The sequence below is a fragment of the Microbacterium sp. CH-015 genome (assembly GCF_049707015.1).
Classification (GTDB): Bacteria; Actinomycetota; Actinomycetes; order Actinomycetales; family Microbacteriaceae; genus Microbacterium; species Microbacterium aurum.
On sequence record NZ_JBNAFJ010000001.1, the window covers coordinates 911,871 to 928,712 of the forward strand.

The window sequence follows — 16,842 nt, forward strand, 5'->3', positions numbered from 1 at the left end:
ATATCAAGATAAATCTATCACGACTCCGCGGGAGCCTGCGGCTTCGGATAGACGGCGCGCACGGCCAGCCAGGTGACGGCGACGAGCGGCGCGAACAGGGGCAGACCCATGACGAGCTTCACGGTGCCGAGCGTCGTCACGTCGCCAGAGAAGTAGAACGGCAGCTGCACGGCCAGCCGCGCGAAGAACAGGGCGGCCCACGCCATCGCGAGCCAGAAGAAGACGCGTCGCTTGCGGGGGTCCGCGCGCCAGGCCGTGCCCTCGTTCATGAGGAACCCGACCGCGAGCCCGATGAGCGACCAGCCGATGACGGCGGAGACGAGGAACGCCGTGCCGTATGCGGCGTTGGTGATGAGGCCTGGCACGAAGTTGTCCTGGCCGCGACCCGTCGATAGCGCCAGCGCAGCGGCCGCGACCGTCGCGATGAGCCCGCCGAGCGCGGCGCTGAGGGTGGAACGCTGCACCAGCCGGGCCACGGTGAACGCGGCCGCGAGCCCCACCGAGCACACCAGGGAGAGCAGGAGGTTCTGGGTGAAGGTGAACAGCAGCACGAAGGCGAGCCCGGGCAGGACGCTCTCGAGCACACCGCGCCACCCGCCCATCGCCGCCCAGACGACATGACCGGTGTGGCTCTGCGCGTTCGGGTCGAGTCCCGCTTTGCGGGCCGCGCCGCCGAGGGCCTGGCCGAGGATCTCGGATGCCGTGGCGGGCGCCGGGGGCTCCAGTCCGGTCTCCCGCGGCTCACGCGGCGTGGCGTCCGCGTGCGGGTCGTCGGCGGGAGTGCTCATGCGGTGCCGGGAGCGGCGGGCATCTTCAGCGGGATGAGATCGCGCGGCGGCATGGGGCTGCCGCCGCGGACCACGACGATCGAGCGGAAGAGGTCCTCGACCCGTGCAGCGGCCTCGACGTCACTGGTCGCGGCGCCGCCGATGACGCCGCGGAGGAACCAGCGAGGACCGTCGACGCCGACGAACCGGGCCAAGCGCTTGCCCTGCGTGCCGTCGGGACCGGCGACGGGCACTTCGGCGAGAAGCTCCGCGCCGAGCGGGCCTTCGCGCTCTTCGACGCGGCCGCCCTGCTGGCGGATCTGCTGGCGGATCTGATCGCGCGTCTCGTCCCACAGCCCGCTGGAGCGGGGAGCCGCGAACGGCTGCACCTGAAGCGTCGACTCGGCGTAGTCCAGGCCGACGGCGACGATGCGCTTCGTCTGCTCCTCGACCTCCAGTCGCAGATTCAGGCCCTCACGGGGCAGCACCTTGATGCCGCCGAGGTCGATGTAGGGACGGACCGGGTTCGCTTCGGACTCGTCGAAGGGACCCGTCGATGCGCGGTCGCCGAGGCCGGCGGTGACGTCGTCGCTCATGAGGTGACTCCTGTCTGGTAGCCGGTGGACCCGAACCCGCCCTCGCCGCGCGGCGATTCAGGCAGGACCTCGACCGGGAGGAACCGTGCTCGCGGCACCGGCATGACGATCAGCTGCGCGATGCGGTCGCCGACGGCGATGTCGTAGGCCGCGCGGGCGTCGGTGTTCAGCAGCGCGACCTTGATCTCGCCGCGGTAGCCGGCATCGACGGTGCCGGGCGCGTTGACGATCGTGATGCCGTGCTTGGCCGCGAGGCCGCTGCGCGGGACGACGAAGGCCGCGTACCCGTCCGGCAGCGCGATACGCACTCCGGTGCCGACGAGGGCCCGCTCACCGGGTTCGAGTCGCAGTGCTTCGGCCGAGACCAGATCCGCGCCCGCATCGCCCGGGTGGGCGTACTCGGGAACCTGCGACGCGATAATGGGTACGTCCACGGATTCGATCACTCCACGAGGGTAATGCACATCGCCACCGCAGCCGCCTCCCCCGCCGTCCACTATCGGGAACGACTGAGCCCATCGCTGTGGACGCTGCTGAGCGCCGCCGTGATCGCCCCGATGGTCGCGCTCGTGTTCGTCCCCCTCGACGCGACCGTCGCGCTGCTGGCGGGTCTGGCCGCGGCGGCACTGATCGTGACGCTGCTCGTGCGGGCGTCGCCGATCGTGAGCGTCGTCGGAGGCGAGTTGCGGGTCGGGCGGGCGCACATCCCGGTGAGCGAGCTGGGCGAGCCGGTGGGCCTCGCGGCCGAGCAGGCGCGCGCGGCGCGCGGGCCGGAGCTGTCGCGCACCGCATGGCATCTGCTGCGGGGCGGTATCGACCCTGTCGTGCGCGTGCCGGTCACCGATCCCGGCGACCCGGTGACCGAGTGGGTGTTCTCGACGCGCACCCCCGACCGCGTGATCGCGGCGATCCAGCGCGCGCAACGCGACGGCATCCGCCCCTGACACGACCGACGCCGGCCACGAGGGCCGGCGTCAGAGGATGGCTGTCAGTGGATCAGGCGCACTCCACGCAGACGGCTCCGGCGGCGGTCTCGTGGTCGATCTGGGTGCGGTGCTTCACGAGGAAGCACTCGATGCAGGTGAACTCGTCCTCCTGCGGCGGGAGCACGACGACGTCGAGCTCCAGGTCGGACAGGTCGGCACCGGGCAGCTCGAAGCCCGAGGGGTTGTCCGCGTCCTCGACGTCTACCGACGCCGAGAGCTTGTCGGGGACGCGCTCCTTCAGGGCCTCGATCGACTCGCTGTCGTCTTCGGTCTTGCGGGGGGCGTCGTAGTCGGTCGCCATGCTCTCAACTTCCAGGTTGTGCCAGTGCCGGCCCGTGGGTCCGAACGCGGGGTGCGTCCTGCGGGCGGCGATAGTTTGCACGACGGTTCTGCATTTCGCAAATGATCGTCGCGGCAGTCCCCGCTTGTGGCGGGTGCGACGCGTGAAACTCACGGCGCGCCCGCGGTATTCCCGGATGCCGGGGACCTGCTGTGTCAGCATGGGGGCGATCGAATGGTGCCCACGCAGGGAACTGGAGGCGTGATTCGCATGGAGCAGCTCAGAGTCATCGGGATCGAGGAGGGAGTCCTCGTCCTCGCGACCGAATCGGGCGACCGCTTCGCTCTCGCCGTCGACGAGACGCTGCGCTCGCAGCTGCGTCGCGTCGAGCGCGACAGCGAGCCGCGCGGTGCGCGCCCGAGTCCCCGCGACATCCAGGCGCACATCCGTTCCGGGCTGTCTGCCGAGGAGGTCGCCGAGCTGCTCGGCGCGCGCCTTGAAGATGTCCAGCGGTATGAGCGCCCCGTGCTCGCCGAACGCGAGCACATCGTCGGTCAGGCCCTCGCCGTCCCGGTGCTCGTCGCTGGGGAGATCGATGGTGACGCCCAGCCCACGTTCGGTGTCGCGGTCCGCGCCAAGCTCGCCGAGGCGGGCGCCGTGGGCGAACGCTGGACGAGCTGGAAAGAAGAGTCGGGCTGGGTCGTCAAGCTGGAGTTCACGGCGAACGACGTGGACCACGACGCGCGGTGGAGCTTCGATCCGCGGCGCAGCAGTCTCGCGCCGCAGAACGCCGACGCCACCCAGCTCTCCCGCCAGGGCTCCCTGCCCGAAGGGCTCATCCCCCGGCTGCGTGCCCTGGACGCGTCGCCCCTGAAGGACTCGTCGCGCTTCGACTCCGGCGCCTTCGGACCGCGCCGCCTCGATCTCGACACGGAGGCGGCCGCTCCCGAGGCCGACATCGTGCGTCCCGAGATGCGCGCGCCGGTCACGGCGGCGGTGCAGGATGCCGCGATCAAGCGCGCGCCGGACCACGCCGTCACCTCCGCCGAGACGGCGGACCTGCTGGAGGCGCTGCGCCGCCGCCGCGGTCAGCGTGAGCCGATGCCCGTCGACGAGGCCGACGACCGTTCGCACTCCCCCGTCGCGCTGTTCGATGCGCTGGAGCCGGGGTACGACGAAGCTCCCGCCGACGGCGACAAGGACGAGGAGCCGCTGGAGGACACCGTCATCAGCGAGGCCTCGCGGCGCAAGGGCCGCACCTCGATGCCGTCCTGGGACGAGATCGTCTTCGGCGCCCGCACCGAGGATGGCTCCTGAGCCTGTGACCCCCGGTCGTTGAGCGAGCGAGGAACGAGCGAGACGAAACGTCGCTACCCTCCCGCGAAGGCCCCGAGCCGGATGAGGGGAACGATCCGTTCCTGGTCGGTGAGAGAGCCGTGCTGTCCGATCATGCGCTGCGGCTTCTTGTCGGCGACGCGATCGTCGTAGTACGCCACGACGCCGCGTGCGGCTACGAGCACGTCGCCGATCCGCGGGATCACCTCGGCATCCACCGTCGATCCGTACAGGCCGGCGGCGATCGCCTCGTCGCGCGTCAGCACCCAGGAACGACCGTCCTCAGCCGCGTGCCACCGCGCGGCCACGTCGCCGGCTGCACCGTTGCGGACGTACAGCTGCAGCAGCCGTGGCTCGCCGGCGACGAGCTCGACGTCGCGCAACAGGTCGTCGCCGTCCCGCAGCAGCACCTGGCGGTGGGACGGGACGTCGATCATGCCGTGATCGGCGGTGACGACCGCGCCGGTGCCGGAATCCAGCTGGTCTTCGAACGACGACAGCGCGGCATCGAGCCCTTCGAGCGCGGCGATCCAGCCGTCGGACTCCCAGCCGCGCGCGTGTCCGATCGTGTCCAGTTCGGGGAGGTAGACGTAGACGAGGGACCCGGGATGCCGCGACGCGAGGTCCGCGGCGATCTCCAGGCGCTCGCGCGGCGATCCCCCGGGAACGAACTCGGCGCCGCGCTGGATGGCACGGGTGAATCCCGTCCCCGCGTAGCTCGCCTTGGAGACCACGAAGCAACGGCGGCCGGCCGCGGACTCCCGCTCCAGCAGAGGCTGCGCGCGCTGCCAGGTGAACGGATCCAGCCCGTCGGTCTCCCAGCCTTTCAGCTGGTTGGGCGCGGTGCGCGTACCGGGCACCCGCGCACGGTATCCCACGATGCCGTGGACGCCGGCGTCGGTGCCGGTGAGCAGGCTCGTGAGCGCTGTCGCCGTGGTCGCGGGGAACGTGGTGCGGGCGGCATCCTTCTTGCCCATCCGCAACGTGAGGAACCGCGCGTGGCCGGCGCGCGCCGTGAGGTTGCCGCGGCCGAGGCCGTCCACCAGCACGACGATCGCCGATCGCGCGGCGGGAAACCAGCCGGGGCGGCCTGTCAGCGCGTCGATCAGTTGCGGCACGACACCGGTGAGGCTCCGGGCCGAAGGAGGGTCCACGGGTAGGCTGAGGGACATCGGGGCCAGTCTCGCACACGGCGGACGAGGCCCTTTTCCCGTCGCCGTTACGGCACCCGCCCGACCACAGGGAGCCACGCAGATCCATGGCAGCTTCGCGTACCTCGCCCATCCCCGCCGATCACGGCCGCATCGAGGACGTCGACGTCTCGGCGGAGATGCAGGACTCGTTCCTGGAGTACGCATACTCGGTCATCTACTCACGCGCCCTGCCGGACGCCCGCGACGGGCTCAAGCCGGTGCAGCGGCGCATCCTGTACCAAATGGCCGACATGGGCCTGCGGTCCGACCGTGGCCACGTCAAGAGCGCCCGCGTCGTCGGCGAGGTGATGGGCAAGCTGCACCCGCACGGCGACTCCGCCATCTACGACGCCCTCGTGCGGTTGGCGCAGCCGTGGGCGCTGCGTGTGCCCCTCGTCGACGGGCACGGCAACTTCGGCTCGCTCGATGACGGCCCCGCCGCCGCCCGGTACACCGAGGCGCGCCTCGCACCGGCTGCCCTCGCCCTCACCGAGACCCTCGACGAGGACGTCGTCGATTTCATCCCGAACTACGACGGCCAGTTCATGCAGCCCGAGGTGCTGCCGGCCGCCTTCCCGAACCTGCTCGTCAACGGCGCCTCCGGCATCGCGGTCGGCATGGCGACGAACATGGCGCCGCACAACCTCATCGAGGTCGTCGCAGCGGCCGTGCACCTGCTGGAGAACCCCGACGCCACGACGCGGGAGCTGATGGAGTTCGTCCCCGGCCCCGACCTCCCGGGCGGCGGCATCATCGTGGGCCTCGACGGCATCGCCGACGCGTACGAGACCGGTCGCGGCACGTTTCGCACCCGCGCCAAGGTGTCGATCGAATCGCTCGGCCCGCGCCGCACCGGCCTCGTCGTGACGGAGCTGCCGTACATGGTGGGCGCGGAGCGGGTCATCGAGAAGATCAAGGATGCGGTGAGCTCGAAGAAGCTCACCGGCATCGCGGACGTCAACGACCTGACCGACCGCAATCACGGTCTGCGACTCGTGATCGGCATCAAGACGGGGTTCGACCCGGCCGCCGTCCTCGAGCAGCTGTATCGGCTGACGCCGCTGGAGGACTCCTTCGGCATCAACAATGTCGCGCTCGTCGACGGCCAGCCGCAGACGCTGGGGCTGAAGCCGCTGCTGCGCGTCTACCTCGACCACCGCATCCAGGTCGTGACGCGGCGCAGCCGCTATCGCCTGGCCCGCAAGCAGGAGCGACTGCACCTCGTCGAGGGTCTCCTCATCGCGATCCTCGACATCGACGAGGTGATCCAGGTCATCCGGGGCTCGGACGACACCGAGCAGGCGCGCACGAAGCTGATGAGCGTCTTCGACCTGTCCGAGGCTCAGGCGGAGTACATCCTCGAGCTGCGGCTGCGGCGCCTGACCCGCTTCTCACGCATCGAGCTGGAGTCCGAGCGCGACACCCTGAAGGCGGAGATCGCGCACCTCGAGGAGCTGCTCGGCAGTGACGCGCTCCTGCGCGCGCAGGTGGCGCGAGAGCTGGATGCCGCGGCGGAGACCTTCGGCACCCCGCGCCGCACCCTGCTGCTCAACGGCGGCCCGGTGGCGCCGCGATCGCGCAGCGCCGCCCCGGCGGACCTGCAGATCGCGGACGCCCCGTGCCGCGTGTTCCTCTCGGCCACCGGTCGTATGGTCCGCGCGGAGCTCTCGGAGGAGGGTGGCATCGTCGCGCCGACCCGGCGCGCGAAGCACGACGGCATCCGCGGTGCCGTCGACGCCACGACGCGTGGCGACGTCGGAGCGATCACGACCGCCGGTCGCCTCGTCCGCTTCTCCCCCGTCGATCTGCCCTCTGTTCCCGCGAACGCGGTGCAGCTTGCGGCGGGCATCCGCGCGGACCAGTACCTGGGCCTCGGCGGAGGCGAGCACGTCGTCGCGATCGTGCCCCTCGGCGACCACATCGTGGCGCTGGGGACGGCGCAGGGCGTCGTCAAGCGTGTCGCCACGTCGGAGCTGCCCGCCGGCAAGCACGACGTCGAGATCGTCGCTCTGAAGCCCGGTGACCGTGTCGTGGGCGCGGCCCTGGCACCGGACGGCGTCGAGCTCGTCTTCGTCGCGGCCGATGCGCAGCTGCTCCGCTTCGACGCCGCGAGCGTCCGGCCGCAGGGGCGCGCGGCCGGCGGCATGGCGGGCATCCGCCTCGCGCCGGGCACCGAGGCGATCGCCTTCACCGCGGTGGCCGCCGATGCGGAGACGGTCGTCGTCACGATCGCGGGGTCCACGCAGGCCATCGCGGGCACCGATGCCGGCAGCGCGAAGGTGTCGGCGTTCGAGGAGTTCCCCGCGAAGGGCCGTGCCACCGGCGGTGTGCGTGCGCAGCGCTTTCTGAAGGGTGAGGACGCGCTGACCCTCGCGTGGGTGGGTGCACAGCCGCGAGCCCTCGGGGCGGACGGCTCGGTGCGTCAGCTGCCGGCGGCCGGCGCGAAGCGCGACGCCTCCGGTCAGCCGCTCGATGCCGTGGTCGCCGCCGTCGGCACCGTCATCGCCTGACCGGCCTCGCCGGCGTGGCTCGACGCCTCAGGAGAGGGTGACGAGCCCGAGCTGCGTGGCGCGGATGAGCACCTGGATGCGGTCGCGCACGCCCCACTTCGCGGTGATGCGGCTGAGGTGGGACTTCACCGTGGCCTCGGACAGGAACAGCGCGGCGCCGATCTCGGCGTTCGACATGCCCTGCGCCAGCAGCGACACGACTTCGAGCTCGCGCTCGGAGAGGACCTCAGCGGGAGTCAGGTCGCGGGGGGCCCGGGCATCGGACTGCTGCACGGACGCGACGAGCTCCTTGGCCACGCGCGGCGACAGAACGTATCCGCCCTCATGAGCGAGGCGCGCGGCGTCGAGGATGCGGTCGGGAGAGGTGTCCTTCACGAGGAACCCTGACGCGCCCGCGCTCAGCATCGGAACGATCACGCGTTCGGTCGAGAACGTGGTGAGCGCAACGATCTTGATGCCGGGGAACTCCTGCGTCATCCGCCGCGTCGCCTCGATGCCGTCCATCTTCGGCATCTGCACGTCCATCAGGACGACGTCGGGCCGCTCGGATCGCACCAGCGCGACGGCGTCGGCGCCGTTCTCCGCCTCCCCGACCAGTTCGAATCCGTCCGCCGACTCCAGAAACACGCGCAGCGCGGCGCGCACCAGCCACTCGTCGTCGACGATGATCACTCTGATCGGGTCACTCACATCGCCATCTTACGGAGCCGCCGGATCCGCTCTTGCCGACGCCGCTCGACCGATATAGACGAAAGTCGCAACGCGACTATCCGATAGTCGCTCGTGCGGGATCACCTCTGTCTGAAGAATCGATTCGAGACATTGCAGGAGGTGAATCCTATGTGGTACTGGCTTGGACAGGTTCTTCGCATCTGGAAGTGAAAGGGCTCGCGAGATAATCGCGACGTGACTTCTTTACGCGCAACTCGTACGAGATACATGCGCACCCCATTCTGGGAGTATCGACCGCTGAGCCCGTGGGCTCGACGAGCACTCATCGTTCTCATCGCGGTCACTCTCATCCTCGACTCCCTCTTCAGAGCAACCAACGGCGGGGCGACAAGTGTCGTTTCTGCGGTCGTGACGACAAGTATGACCGTCGCGGTCGCGCTGTTTGCCTGGCGACCGACCATCGCAACGCTGGCGGTGATGGCCGCCAGCATCGCGGCCGCGATCACTGGAGTCTCCGACAGCCTGCTTGCAGGCGCCGCGATCGTGGGACTCGTCGCCTTCACATGCAGTCCCGCACTGACAGCGGTCTATGCCGCTGTATGGGTGGTCTGGCTCATCGTGGTGGTTGCCGGCCATGACGCGACGTTCCAGCCGCTCGGTGCGATCGTCATCGCGGTCCTGAGTCTCCTCAGTCTTCTGCTCGGACTGGCACTCAGGCAGCAGTCCGAGAGAGCGAAGACATTGGCTACACAACTCGAAGCGACAGAACGCGAGGTCGCGGAGCAGCTGCGGCACGAGCGCGACCTCATCGCCGACGAGTTGCACGACATCGTCGCCCATGAGATCACCATCGTCGCGTTGCACGCCGCGGTTCTGGAGCGCACGGAGGACTCGAGCACGCGGACCCAATCGCAGACCGCGATCCGCGAGGCCGCCGTGCAGGCCCTCACCGACATCCGCCGCGTGCTGGGGATGGTGCGCGGCGAGGAGAACCTCTCCCCCGAACGCGTCCCCGCTCCGGACAGCCTCGAAGGCGCGCTGGCCGCGTCGGTCAAGGAACTGCGCAACGCCGGCATCGACGTCCAGGTGGACGTCCCGGAGGAGGTGCGGCTGCCCAACGCTCCGTTGCTGGCGCTCATCCGTGTCATCCGGGAGAGCGCGACCAACGTCCTCAAGCACGCCACGGGCGCCCGACACGTCAGCATCTCGCTGCGCGTCGAGCACGACTGGGTGCATCTGCGCATCACCGACGACTCACCGCCCGCGCACACGGCCGGCCTCCCCTCGTCGGGCTATGGCATCGTCCGTCTGCGAGAACGCTTCCGCGTCTTCGGCGGCTCCTTCGACGCGCGGCGTGAGCCGGAGGGGTGGGTGGTCAGCGCGGCACTGCCGCTGACGGCGTGAGACGGGGACGACGGCGCATATAGACGAAAGTCGCAAGCGAATCATCCGTTCGTCCACGTTGACGCGCCCATCTCCCGCATACGCTGGGTGCAGCCGAAGAACTGGTCCCCAGTCGGTTCTTCTCTGAGCACGACGCACGATCTCCGTGATTTCGGGGACGAAGGCCGCCATCGCGCGCCGTCGTCATCCGGAGATCATGCGTGCGATGCCGCGGCGATGGCCCGAAATCGAATCCCCCCAGATCGGTTTCGGGCCCCGCGCATTTCTTGGCCTGTTACGCGTCGCCGCGCGGCTCACGCATCGATCGACTCGCGGTCCAGGCGATCGCTGGAGGTGACGATGAAGTCCCGGCGCGGTGCGACGTCGCTGCCCATGAGCAGTTCGAACACACCCGACACCGCCTCCGCATCCTGCACCCGCACGCGGCGGAGCAAGCGTCCTGACCGGTCCATCGTCGTCTCGGCGAGTTGGTCGGCATCCATCTCGCCGAGCCCCTTGTAGCGCTGCACCGGCTCCTGCCAGCGGCGCCCCGACTTCTGCACCTTCGCCAGCAGCGCGTGCAGTTCCTGCTCCGAGTAGGTGTAGATGGTCTCGTTCGGTTTCGACCCCGGATTCACGACGATGACGCGATGCAGCGGCGGGACGGCCGCGTACACGCGTCCGGCTTCGATGAGCGGGCGCATGTATCGGAAGAAGAGCGTCAGCAGCAGGGTGCGGATGTGGGCGCCGTCGACGTCGGCGTCGCTCATCAGGATGATCTTGCCGTAGCGCGCGGCGTCGAGGTCGAAGCTGCGGCCGGAGCCGGCGCCGATCGTCTGGATGATCGCCGCGCACTCGGCATTGCCCAGCATGTCGCTGATCGACGCCTTCTGGACGTTGAGGATCTTGCCGCGGATCGGCAGCAGCGCCTGATACTCGCTGTTGCGGGCGAGCTTCGCGGTGCCCAGAGCGGAGTCCCCCTCGACGATGAACAGCTCCGACTGCTCGACGTCGTTCGTGCGGCAGTCGGCGAGCTTGACCGGCAGCGACGAGGACTCCAGCGCGTTCTTGCGACGCTGGGTCTCCTTGTGCGTGCGGGCGGAGATGCGCGCCTTCATCTCCGAGACGACCTTGTCGAGCAGCAGTGCGGTCTGTGACTTGTCGTCACGCTTGGTCGACGAGAACCGCGCGCCGAGCTCCTTCGCCACGACCGCGGCGACGATGTTGCGCACCGCGGGCGTGCCGAGGATCTCCTTCGTCTGCCCTTCGAACTGCGGTTCGGGCAGTCGCACCGTCAGCACGGCGCTGAGCCCCGCCATGATGTCGTCCTTCTCGAGCTTCTCGCCCGCACCGACCTTGAGCCGGCGCGCGTTCTGCTCCACCTGGCTGCGCAGCACCTTCATGAGACCCTGCTCGAAGCCGGCCTGGTGGGTGCCGCCCTTGGGGGTCGCGATGATGTTGACGAACGACCGGCTGACGGTCTCGTAGCCGGTACCCCAGCGCAGGGCGATGTCGACGGCGCACTCGCGCTCGACGTCGGTGGGCACCATCGCGCCACCGGGCTGGAGCACCGGGACGGTCTCGGTGAAGGTCCCGGTGCCGGTGAGGCGCCACGTGTCGGTGATCGCGGCATCGGGCGCGAGGAAGTCGGCGAACTCCGAGATGCCGCCGTCGAACCGGTAGCTGGTGGCGCTCGGCTCCTCACCGCGCTCGTCGGAGATCGCGATCTCCAGGCCCGGGATGAGGAACGCTGTCTGGCGGGCGCGCTGCTCGAGCTCGTCGAGATGGAAGGCGGCATCCTTCGTGAAGATCTGCCGATCGGCCCAGTATCGGATGCGGGTGCCCGTGACGCCCTTCGGAGCCTTGCCGACCACGCGCAGCTGAGACGAGCGCTCGAAGGGGGTGAAGGGCGAGTCGGGGCTGGGCCCGGCGAACTCGCCCGGCTCGCCGCGGTGGAACGACATCGCATACGTCTTTCCGCCGCGGTCGACCTCGACGTCCAAGCGCTCCGACAGGGCGTTGACGACCGAGGCGCCGACGCCGTGGAGTCCCCCGGACGCGGCGTACGAGCCGCCGCCGAACTTGCCGCCGGCGTGCAGCTTCGTGAAGACGACCTCGACTCCGGTCAGGCCCGTCCGCGGCTCGACGTCGACGGGAATGCCCCGGGCGCGGTCGCGCACCTCGACACTGCCGTCGGCGTGGAGCACGATGTCGATGCGACTGCCGAACCCGGCGAGGGCCTCGTCGACCGAGTTGTCGATGATCTCCCACACGCAGTGCATGAGGCCGCGGGAGTCCGTGGACCCGATGTACATGCCGGGCCGCTTGCGGACGGCCTCGAGTCCTTCGAGCACCTGGAGGTGATGGGCGGAATACTCGGCGGTCACAATCTCCAAGCGTATGCCGGGCCTGCGACGTCGCGGCGTCGACACACGCGGTCGTCCTCAGCTCGGTATTCCCGAGCCTCCGTCATCGTACGCGCACAGCGAAATGTGACCGGATCGCGGCATTCCCCCGGCTTCCGCGTGGTTGTATGTGAAGGACCCGCACCACAGCCGACGCATCGAGGAGGAACCTGAAATGAGCATGTCGACCACTGCAGAGCCCGTCCTCGAGTACCGCCTGACCGCCACCGATCGGTGCGACTCGTGCGGTGCGCAGGCGTACATCGCCGCCGAGGTCAACGGCAGCGAGCTGCTGTTCTGCGCTCACCACGGCCGCAAGTACGAGGAGAAGCTGCGCGAGGTCGCGACCTCGTGGCACGACGAGACGGCACGTCTGGCCGAAGCCCGCTGACCGGGCTCTCCTAGACTGGAGGGGTTTCGTCTCCCCTCGGTCCGGAAGGACGCCCCATGTCTTCGCGCGGCCTCGCTGTCACCGATCGCCTCCGCTTCCTCTGGCAGCGAGCCCGCGGCTTCGACGTCGCCTCCGTCACCGAGCGCGCACGCAAGACGGCGCGGATTCACGGCAAGAGCTACCCGCTCGTCCTCACCGACATGCTGTGGTCGGCGGCGCGCCACCGCGTCGGATTCAACGACTACCTCGAGTTCGACTTCGCGATCCTCAGCCGCGCCGAGCGCGCCACCTGGGTCACCAGTCCCCTCGCGCTGGAACTGTCCAAGAAGTACGACGATCCGGCATTCGTGCATCACTTCCACCACAAGACCGAGTTCAACCGGCTCTTCGACCGTTTCCTCGGCCGCGAGTGGCTCGATCTCGAGACGGCGGATGCCGGTGAGTTGCGTGCCTTCGCCGAGCGGCATCCGGTGCTCATCGGCAAGGAGCCGGTCAGCAAATCGGGCTTCGGCGTCAGTCGCTACTACGCCGCCGAGGTGACCGACTGGGAGGCATTCCACGCCGAGCTCGTCCGCAAGGGACAGGTGCTCGTCGAGGAGGCGATCGTCCAGCATCCGGTCCTCGAGGCGATCGCGCCGGGCACGGCGAACACGACCCGCGTCACCACCTTCGTGACCGACGACGGCACGGTCGAGATCATCAACATGGCGCAGAAGTTCGGTCGCGGCCAGGTGAGTGACCAAGGCTCGTTCGGCGGCTTCTACACGGCGCTGCACGAGGACGGCCGCGCGATGGGGATGGGCTACGACATCCACGGCGAGGTGTACGAGGCGCACCCCGACACGGGCGCGCGCATCGCTGATTTCCAGTTGCCTGATATGGACGCGGTGCGCGCGCTCATCACGGAGGTCGCGCTCGTCGTGCCGCAGGTGCGCTACGTCGGCTGGGACATCGTCGCCACGGCATCCGGCCCCGTGCTCGTCGAGGGCAACTGGGGCGCCGGCGTGTTCGAGAACAAGCCCAGCGCCACCGGCATCCGGCACGGGCACCTGCCGCGCTACCGCGCGGCGATGGGGTTCTGACTACGCCGCGCGGATGACGCCGAGCGGCGTGGACTGGTGTCCCTGCCCGAGCGGGTTGTCGCTCAGGATGCGGACCAGACGCTGCTCCCCCGGCTTGTCGAGGGTCGACCCGAGGATGTTGCCGCCGATGTCGTTGATGTCGACGACCGCGACCTCGGCGTCGACGCCCAGGAGTGTCTTCAGGTGGGCGGCGACCTCGGTCGGACGCTCCGGCCCCAGCACGACCGCCTTGTTGTAGGGAGGGATCGTGCCGCTCGTCGGCCCGTCGATGGCGCGGGCCTTGTCGCCCGCGATCCGGTAGAAGTCGCCGCGGCGTCCGAACAGCTTCGTCACGGCGCTGACGGCCGCGGCGAACAGGATGCGGGGCGTCCCGCACTCGCGCAGCGCCATCTCCATGGTCTCGGGCATGCCGAGGCCGATGCCGTAGGACGTACGCGTGACGTACTTCGAGAGGAAGCGCGCGAGCGCGCGCGGCTGGATCTCGTCGAGCGTGTAGGAGCGTCCCTGGGTGATCGCGACGATCTTCTCCGTCACGAACAGGATGTCGCCGTCGCGGACGACCGGTCCGGCGTACTCCGTGATGAACGGATCGAGCTGGTCACCGGGCAGGACGACGCGCGTGCGGATCGGGATCCGCGCGAACGTCGCCCCGTCGACGGTGACCGTGAGGGCCTTGCCGTCGTTCGGGACGTCCGCGCTCATTCGAGGTAGTCCCGCAGCGACTGCGACCGCGACGGGTGACGAAGCTTGGCCATCGTCTTCGACTCGATCTGGCGGATGCGCTCGCGCGTGACGCCGAACGTGTCGCCGATCTGGTCGAGGGTCTTCGGCTGGCCGTCGCCGAGACCGAAGCGCATGCGGATGACGCCCGCCTCACGCTCGCTGAGCGAGTCGAGGAGGGATTCGAGCTGACGCTGCAGCATGGTGAAGCCGACCGCGTCGGCCGGGACGACGGCCTCGGTATCCTCGATGAGGTCGCCGAACTCGCTGTCGCCGTCCTCGCCGAGGGGCGTGTGCAGGGAGATCGGCTCGCGGCCGTACTTCTGCACCTCGATGACCTTCTCCGGGGTCATGTCGAGTTCGCGGGAGAGCTCTTCGGGCGTGGGCTCGCGGCCCAGGTCCTGCAGCATCTGACGCTGCACGCGGGCGAGCTTGTTGATGACCTCGACCATATGAACGGGGATGCGGATGGTGCGCGCCTGGTCGGCCATGGCGCGGGTGATCGCCTGACGGATCCACCACGTCGCGTACGTCGAGAACTTGAAGCCCTTGGTGTAGTCGAACTTCTCGACCGCGCGGATGAGACCGAGGTTGCCCTCCTGGATGAGGTCCAGGAACTGCATTCCGCGGCCGGTGTAGCGCTTGGCGAGGGAGACCACGAGGCGGAGGTTCGCGCCGAGCAGATGGCTCTTGGCGCGCTGGCCGTCGCGGGCGACCCACTGCAGGTCTAGTCCCAGCTGCGAGGACTTCTCCGCCGCCGACATGTGCGACAGCTTCTCCTCGGCGAACAGGCCCGCCTCGATACGCATCGCGAGCTCGACCTCTTCGGCCGCGTTCAGCAGCGGCACCTTGCCGATCTGCTTGAGGTAGTCCTTGACGGGGTCTGCCGTCGCACCGGTGATCTGCGTCGAGTACACCGGGACGTCGTCCTCGTCGCTCGAGGAGATGACGATCGCGCCAGTGGGCAGCGGTTCGGTGAAGGCGGGCTTGGTCGTGCCCTCCTCGTCCTCGTCGTCGTCCTCTTCGGCGTCGGCCTTCTTCGCGCCCTTCGCGGCGGCGGGGGTCTCCTCGGCGTCGTCGCGGTCGTCCGCGTCGATGTCGGTCTCATCGAGTTCGACGTCGTCGTCGATCTCCTCGTCGTCCTCGTCGGACGCCGTGGCCTTGGAAGCCTTCTTGGGGGCTGCCTTCGCCTTGGCCGGAGCCTTGGCCTTCGCGGGTGCCTTCGCCGCGGTGCGTGCCGTCTTGGCACCCGTGGCGGGCTTCACCGTCGCCTGTTCCGTGGCGGGCTCCGCAGCTTCGGTCTCGTCGACCTTGCGAGTGCGGGTGGTCTTCGTGCCTGAGGTCACGTCTTGCCTTTCACCGGCGGGAGCCGCCGGGTTTTCGGACAGGAGTAAGACCCTTGTCAAGTCCCCAGAGTCTCCCGCGAGGGGGATCTCCTGGTGCTGACAACGGGTCGGACGTCCATTGTCGCATACATGATGGTCCCGACCATGCGCAATAGCTCCGTGCGTCGGACCGTCTGAAGATCCAACGCCGCGGAGCCACCGGGCATTCCGTCAGCGGCGGCCCCACTTGTCGTCCCCGCGCTTGTCGTCGCTGCGGCGGTCGTCGTCGGGACGACGATCGGCGAGGAAGCGCTCGAGCTCGGCCGCGAGCTCGTCGGCGCTCGGCAGGTCGCCGGTGTGGATGATCGGCTGCCCCAGATTGGAGCCGGCCATATAGGAGTCGTACCGTTCCTCGAGCGTGCGCAGCATCGCGGTCAGCTCGGCGTTGCCCTCGACCTGGTCGTCGACCTTGGCCAGATACTCCCGATTCTCCTCGCGCACGCCGTCGGCATCGAAGACGAGACCGGTGGCGACGGACAGGCTGTCCAGGCCCGCCAGGGCGGCCGCCGGATAGTCCGTGTCGGCGAGGTAGTGCGGCACCAGGAGCACGAACCCCGAGACGGCCGCTCCACTCTGCGCGAATCGGTGCTCGAGCAGATGACCGACCGTCGCGGGGACCTGCGTGTGCGGCTGCCACACCGAGTGCGCCTGCGTCAGTTCGCTGCGCGTGCCGCTGACGGTCGTGCCGATGGGGCGGGTGTGCGGGACCGGCATGGGAATGGCGTGCACCCATGTCACGGTGGCGACCTCAAGCCCCTCCGCGAGGCCGACGACGGTCTCGGTGAAGGCATCCCACGCGAAGTCCGGCTCGAAGCCGGCCAGCAGCACGAAGGGCTGGCCGATCGCATCGTGCACGAGGGAGAGCTCCAGCCGCGGCGGACGGTAGTCGGTGAGATGGTCGGCGTCGAAGGTGATGACGGGCCGGCGGGCACGGTAATCGAGGAGCACGTCCGCCGAGAAGGACACCACCGGCGAAGGCGACAGGTCCTCCCGGAACAGTTCGATCATCTGCGACACGGCACCGCCGGCATCCGTGAAACCGGTAAGCACGACCACCATCGGCAGACCGGCCGGAACCGGCGGTGCCGACGCGACACGTTCGTACAGGGGACCGCTCAAGGGCATGGATCAACTGTA

At 69.3% G+C, this 16,842-nt stretch carries 16 protein-coding genes; 6 read left to right on the forward strand and 10 right to left on the reverse strand.

Translation table 11 applies throughout. From position 1 onward, the window contains the following. Window positions 1-17 precede the first annotated feature (17 nt). From ACPYN4_RS04285 to dut, 3 genes are read right to left on the reverse strand one after another with little or no spacing between them, the layout of a single operon-like run. On the reverse strand, window positions 18-788 hold the full coding sequence (locus tag ACPYN4_RS04285) for a DUF3159 domain-containing protein (protein ID WP_424445682.1): 771 nt from the start codon (window positions 786-788) through the stop codon (window positions 18-20). Beyond that, the gene (locus ACPYN4_RS04290) at window positions 785-1,363 is read right to left on the reverse strand and encodes a DUF3710 domain-containing protein (RefSeq protein WP_239280165.1); all 579 of its coding nucleotides are present in this window, start codon (window positions 1,361-1,363) and stop codon (window positions 785-787) included. The genes ACPYN4_RS04285 and ACPYN4_RS04290 overlap by 4 nt, the downstream gene beginning before the upstream one ends. After that, the gene (dut, locus tag ACPYN4_RS04295; RefSeq protein ID WP_239280167.1) at window positions 1,360-1,809 is read right to left on the reverse strand and encodes a dUTP diphosphatase; all 450 of its coding nucleotides are present in this window, start codon (window positions 1,807-1,809) and stop codon (window positions 1,360-1,362) included. The genes ACPYN4_RS04290 and dut overlap by 4 nt, the downstream gene beginning before the upstream one ends. 12 nt (window positions 1,810-1,821) lie before the next feature. On the opposite strand from dut, the gene ACPYN4_RS04300 reads away from it, so the two are divergent. Further along, window positions 1,822-2,307 (forward strand): DUF3093 domain-containing protein, encoded by a 486-nt coding sequence (locus ACPYN4_RS04300; protein ID WP_239280169.1) that lies wholly within the window; start codon window positions 1,822-1,824, stop codon window positions 2,305-2,307. A gap of 52 nt (window positions 2,308-2,359) precedes the next feature. On the opposite strand, the gene ACPYN4_RS04305 is transcribed toward ACPYN4_RS04300, so the two are convergent. Further along, a complete protein-coding gene (locus ACPYN4_RS04305; protein ID WP_239280171.1) occupies window positions 2,360-2,650 on the reverse strand; it encodes a DUF4193 domain-containing protein in 291 nt (96 codons plus the stop codon). A 249-nt stretch (window positions 2,651-2,899) separates the two neighbouring features. On the opposite strand from ACPYN4_RS04305, the gene sepH reads away from it, so the two are divergent. Further along, window positions 2,900-3,946: a septation protein SepH gene (gene sepH / locus ACPYN4_RS04310; protein ID WP_287269073.1), complete on the forward strand. Its 1,047-nt coding sequence runs from the start codon at window positions 2,900-2,902 to the stop codon at window positions 3,944-3,946. Between the two features lie 53 nt (window positions 3,947-3,999). Here the strand turns inward: sepH and ACPYN4_RS04315 are convergent, their stop codons facing one another. Next, the gene (locus ACPYN4_RS04315) at window positions 4,000-5,136 is read right to left on the reverse strand and encodes an alkaline phosphatase family protein (RefSeq protein ID WP_424445683.1); all 1,137 of its coding nucleotides are present in this window, start codon (window positions 5,134-5,136) and stop codon (window positions 4,000-4,002) included. A gap of 86 nt (window positions 5,137-5,222) precedes the next feature. Here ACPYN4_RS04315 and ACPYN4_RS04320 point away from each other — a divergent pair, with 86 nt between their 5' ends. After that, window positions 5,223-7,667: a DNA gyrase/topoisomerase IV subunit A gene (locus tag ACPYN4_RS04320; RefSeq protein ID WP_424445684.1), complete on the forward strand. Its 2,445-nt coding sequence runs from the start codon at window positions 5,223-5,225 to the stop codon at window positions 7,665-7,667. A 27-nt stretch (window positions 7,668-7,694) separates the two neighbouring features. Here ACPYN4_RS04320 and ACPYN4_RS04325 read toward each other — a convergent pair whose 3' ends face one another. Further along, a complete protein-coding gene (locus tag ACPYN4_RS04325) occupies window positions 7,695-8,357 on the reverse strand; it encodes a response regulator (RefSeq protein WP_424445685.1) in 663 nt (220 codons plus the stop codon). A gap of 249 nt (window positions 8,358-8,606) precedes the next feature. Between ACPYN4_RS04325 and ACPYN4_RS04330 the strand changes: the two genes are divergently transcribed. After that, window positions 8,607-9,743, forward strand: a complete 1,137-nt coding sequence (locus tag ACPYN4_RS04330) for a sensor histidine kinase (RefSeq protein WP_424445686.1) — start codon at window positions 8,607-8,609, stop codon at window positions 9,741-9,743. A gap of 293 nt (window positions 9,744-10,036) precedes the next feature. On the opposite strand, the gene ACPYN4_RS04335 is transcribed toward ACPYN4_RS04330, so the two are convergent. Continuing rightward, window positions 10,037-12,109, reverse strand: coding sequence for a DNA gyrase/topoisomerase IV subunit B (locus ACPYN4_RS04335; RefSeq protein ID WP_424445687.1), 2,073 nt, complete (start codon window positions 12,107-12,109; stop codon window positions 10,037-10,039). 193 nt (window positions 12,110-12,302) lie between these two features. Between ACPYN4_RS04335 and ACPYN4_RS04340 the strand changes: the two genes are divergently transcribed. Continuing rightward, window positions 12,303-12,518, forward strand: coding sequence for a DUF7455 domain-containing protein (locus ACPYN4_RS04340; protein WP_076690806.1), 216 nt, complete (start codon window positions 12,303-12,305; stop codon window positions 12,516-12,518). 56 nt (window positions 12,519-12,574) lie between these two features. Beyond that, window positions 12,575-13,600, forward strand: a complete 1,026-nt coding sequence (locus ACPYN4_RS04345; RefSeq protein ID WP_076690805.1) for a sugar-transfer associated ATP-grasp domain-containing protein — start codon at window positions 12,575-12,577, stop codon at window positions 13,598-13,600. Here the strand turns inward: ACPYN4_RS04345 and ACPYN4_RS04350 are convergent, their stop codons facing one another. The 3 genes from ACPYN4_RS04350 to ACPYN4_RS04360 all read right to left on the reverse strand — a co-directional run bounded on the left by ACPYN4_RS04350 (window position 13,601) and on the right by ACPYN4_RS04360 (window position 16,830). Further along, window positions 13,601-14,302 carry a coenzyme F420-0:L-glutamate ligase gene (locus ACPYN4_RS04350; RefSeq protein WP_076690804.1) on the reverse strand — a complete coding sequence of 234 codons (702 nt, stop codon included), beginning with the start codon at window positions 14,300-14,302 and terminating at the stop codon, window positions 13,601-13,603. Further along, window positions 14,299-15,666 (reverse strand): RNA polymerase sigma factor, encoded by a 1,368-nt coding sequence (locus tag ACPYN4_RS04355; protein WP_424445688.1) that lies wholly within the window; start codon window positions 15,664-15,666, stop codon window positions 14,299-14,301. The genes ACPYN4_RS04350 and ACPYN4_RS04355 overlap by 4 nt, the downstream gene beginning before the upstream one ends. 210 nt (window positions 15,667-15,876) lie before the next feature. Further along, a complete protein-coding gene (locus ACPYN4_RS04360; RefSeq protein ID WP_076690802.1) occupies window positions 15,877-16,830 on the reverse strand; it encodes a proteasome assembly chaperone family protein in 954 nt (317 codons plus the stop codon). Window positions 16,831-16,842: the final 12 nt, after the last annotated feature.

Excerpts from the sequence above, each read along its gene's own strand:
- ACPYN4_RS04285 (WP_424445682.1), bottom strand. The coding sequence starts at position 788 with ATGAGCACTCCCGCCGACGACCCGCACGCGGACGCCACGCCGCGTGAG.
- ACPYN4_RS04290 (WP_239280165.1), bottom strand. The coding sequence starts at position 1,363 with ATGAGCGACGACGTCACCGCCGGCCTCGGCGACCGCGCATCGACGGGT.
- ACPYN4_RS04300 (WP_239280169.1), top strand. The coding sequence starts at position 1,822 with ATGCACATCGCCACCGCAGCCGCCTCCCCCGCCGTCCACTATCGGGAA.
- ACPYN4_RS04305 (WP_239280171.1), bottom strand. The coding sequence starts at position 2,650 with ATGGCGACCGACTACGACGCCCCCCGCAAGACCGAAGACGACAGCGAG.
- sepH (WP_287269073.1), top strand. The coding sequence starts at position 2,900 with ATGGAGCAGCTCAGAGTCATCGGGATCGAGGAGGGAGTCCTCGTCCTC.
- ACPYN4_RS04315 (WP_424445683.1), bottom strand. The coding sequence starts at position 5,136 with ATGTCCCTCAGCCTACCCGTGGACCCTCCTTCGGCCCGGAGCCTCACC.
- ACPYN4_RS04320 (WP_424445684.1), top strand. The coding sequence starts at position 5,223 with ATGGCAGCTTCGCGTACCTCGCCCATCCCCGCCGATCACGGCCGCATC.
- ACPYN4_RS04330 (WP_424445686.1), top strand. The coding sequence starts at position 8,607 with ATGCGCACCCCATTCTGGGAGTATCGACCGCTGAGCCCGTGGGCTCGA.
- ACPYN4_RS04340 (WP_076690806.1), top strand. The coding sequence starts at position 12,303 with ATGAGCATGTCGACCACTGCAGAGCCCGTCCTCGAGTACCGCCTGACC.
- ACPYN4_RS04345 (WP_076690805.1), top strand. The coding sequence starts at position 12,575 with ATGTCTTCGCGCGGCCTCGCTGTCACCGATCGCCTCCGCTTCCTCTGG.
- ACPYN4_RS04350 (WP_076690804.1), bottom strand. The coding sequence starts at position 14,302 with ATGAGCGCGGACGTCCCGAACGACGGCAAGGCCCTCACGGTCACCGTC.
- ACPYN4_RS04360 (WP_076690802.1), bottom strand. The coding sequence starts at position 16,830 with ATGCCCTTGAGCGGTCCCCTGTACGAACGTGTCGCGTCGGCACCGCCG.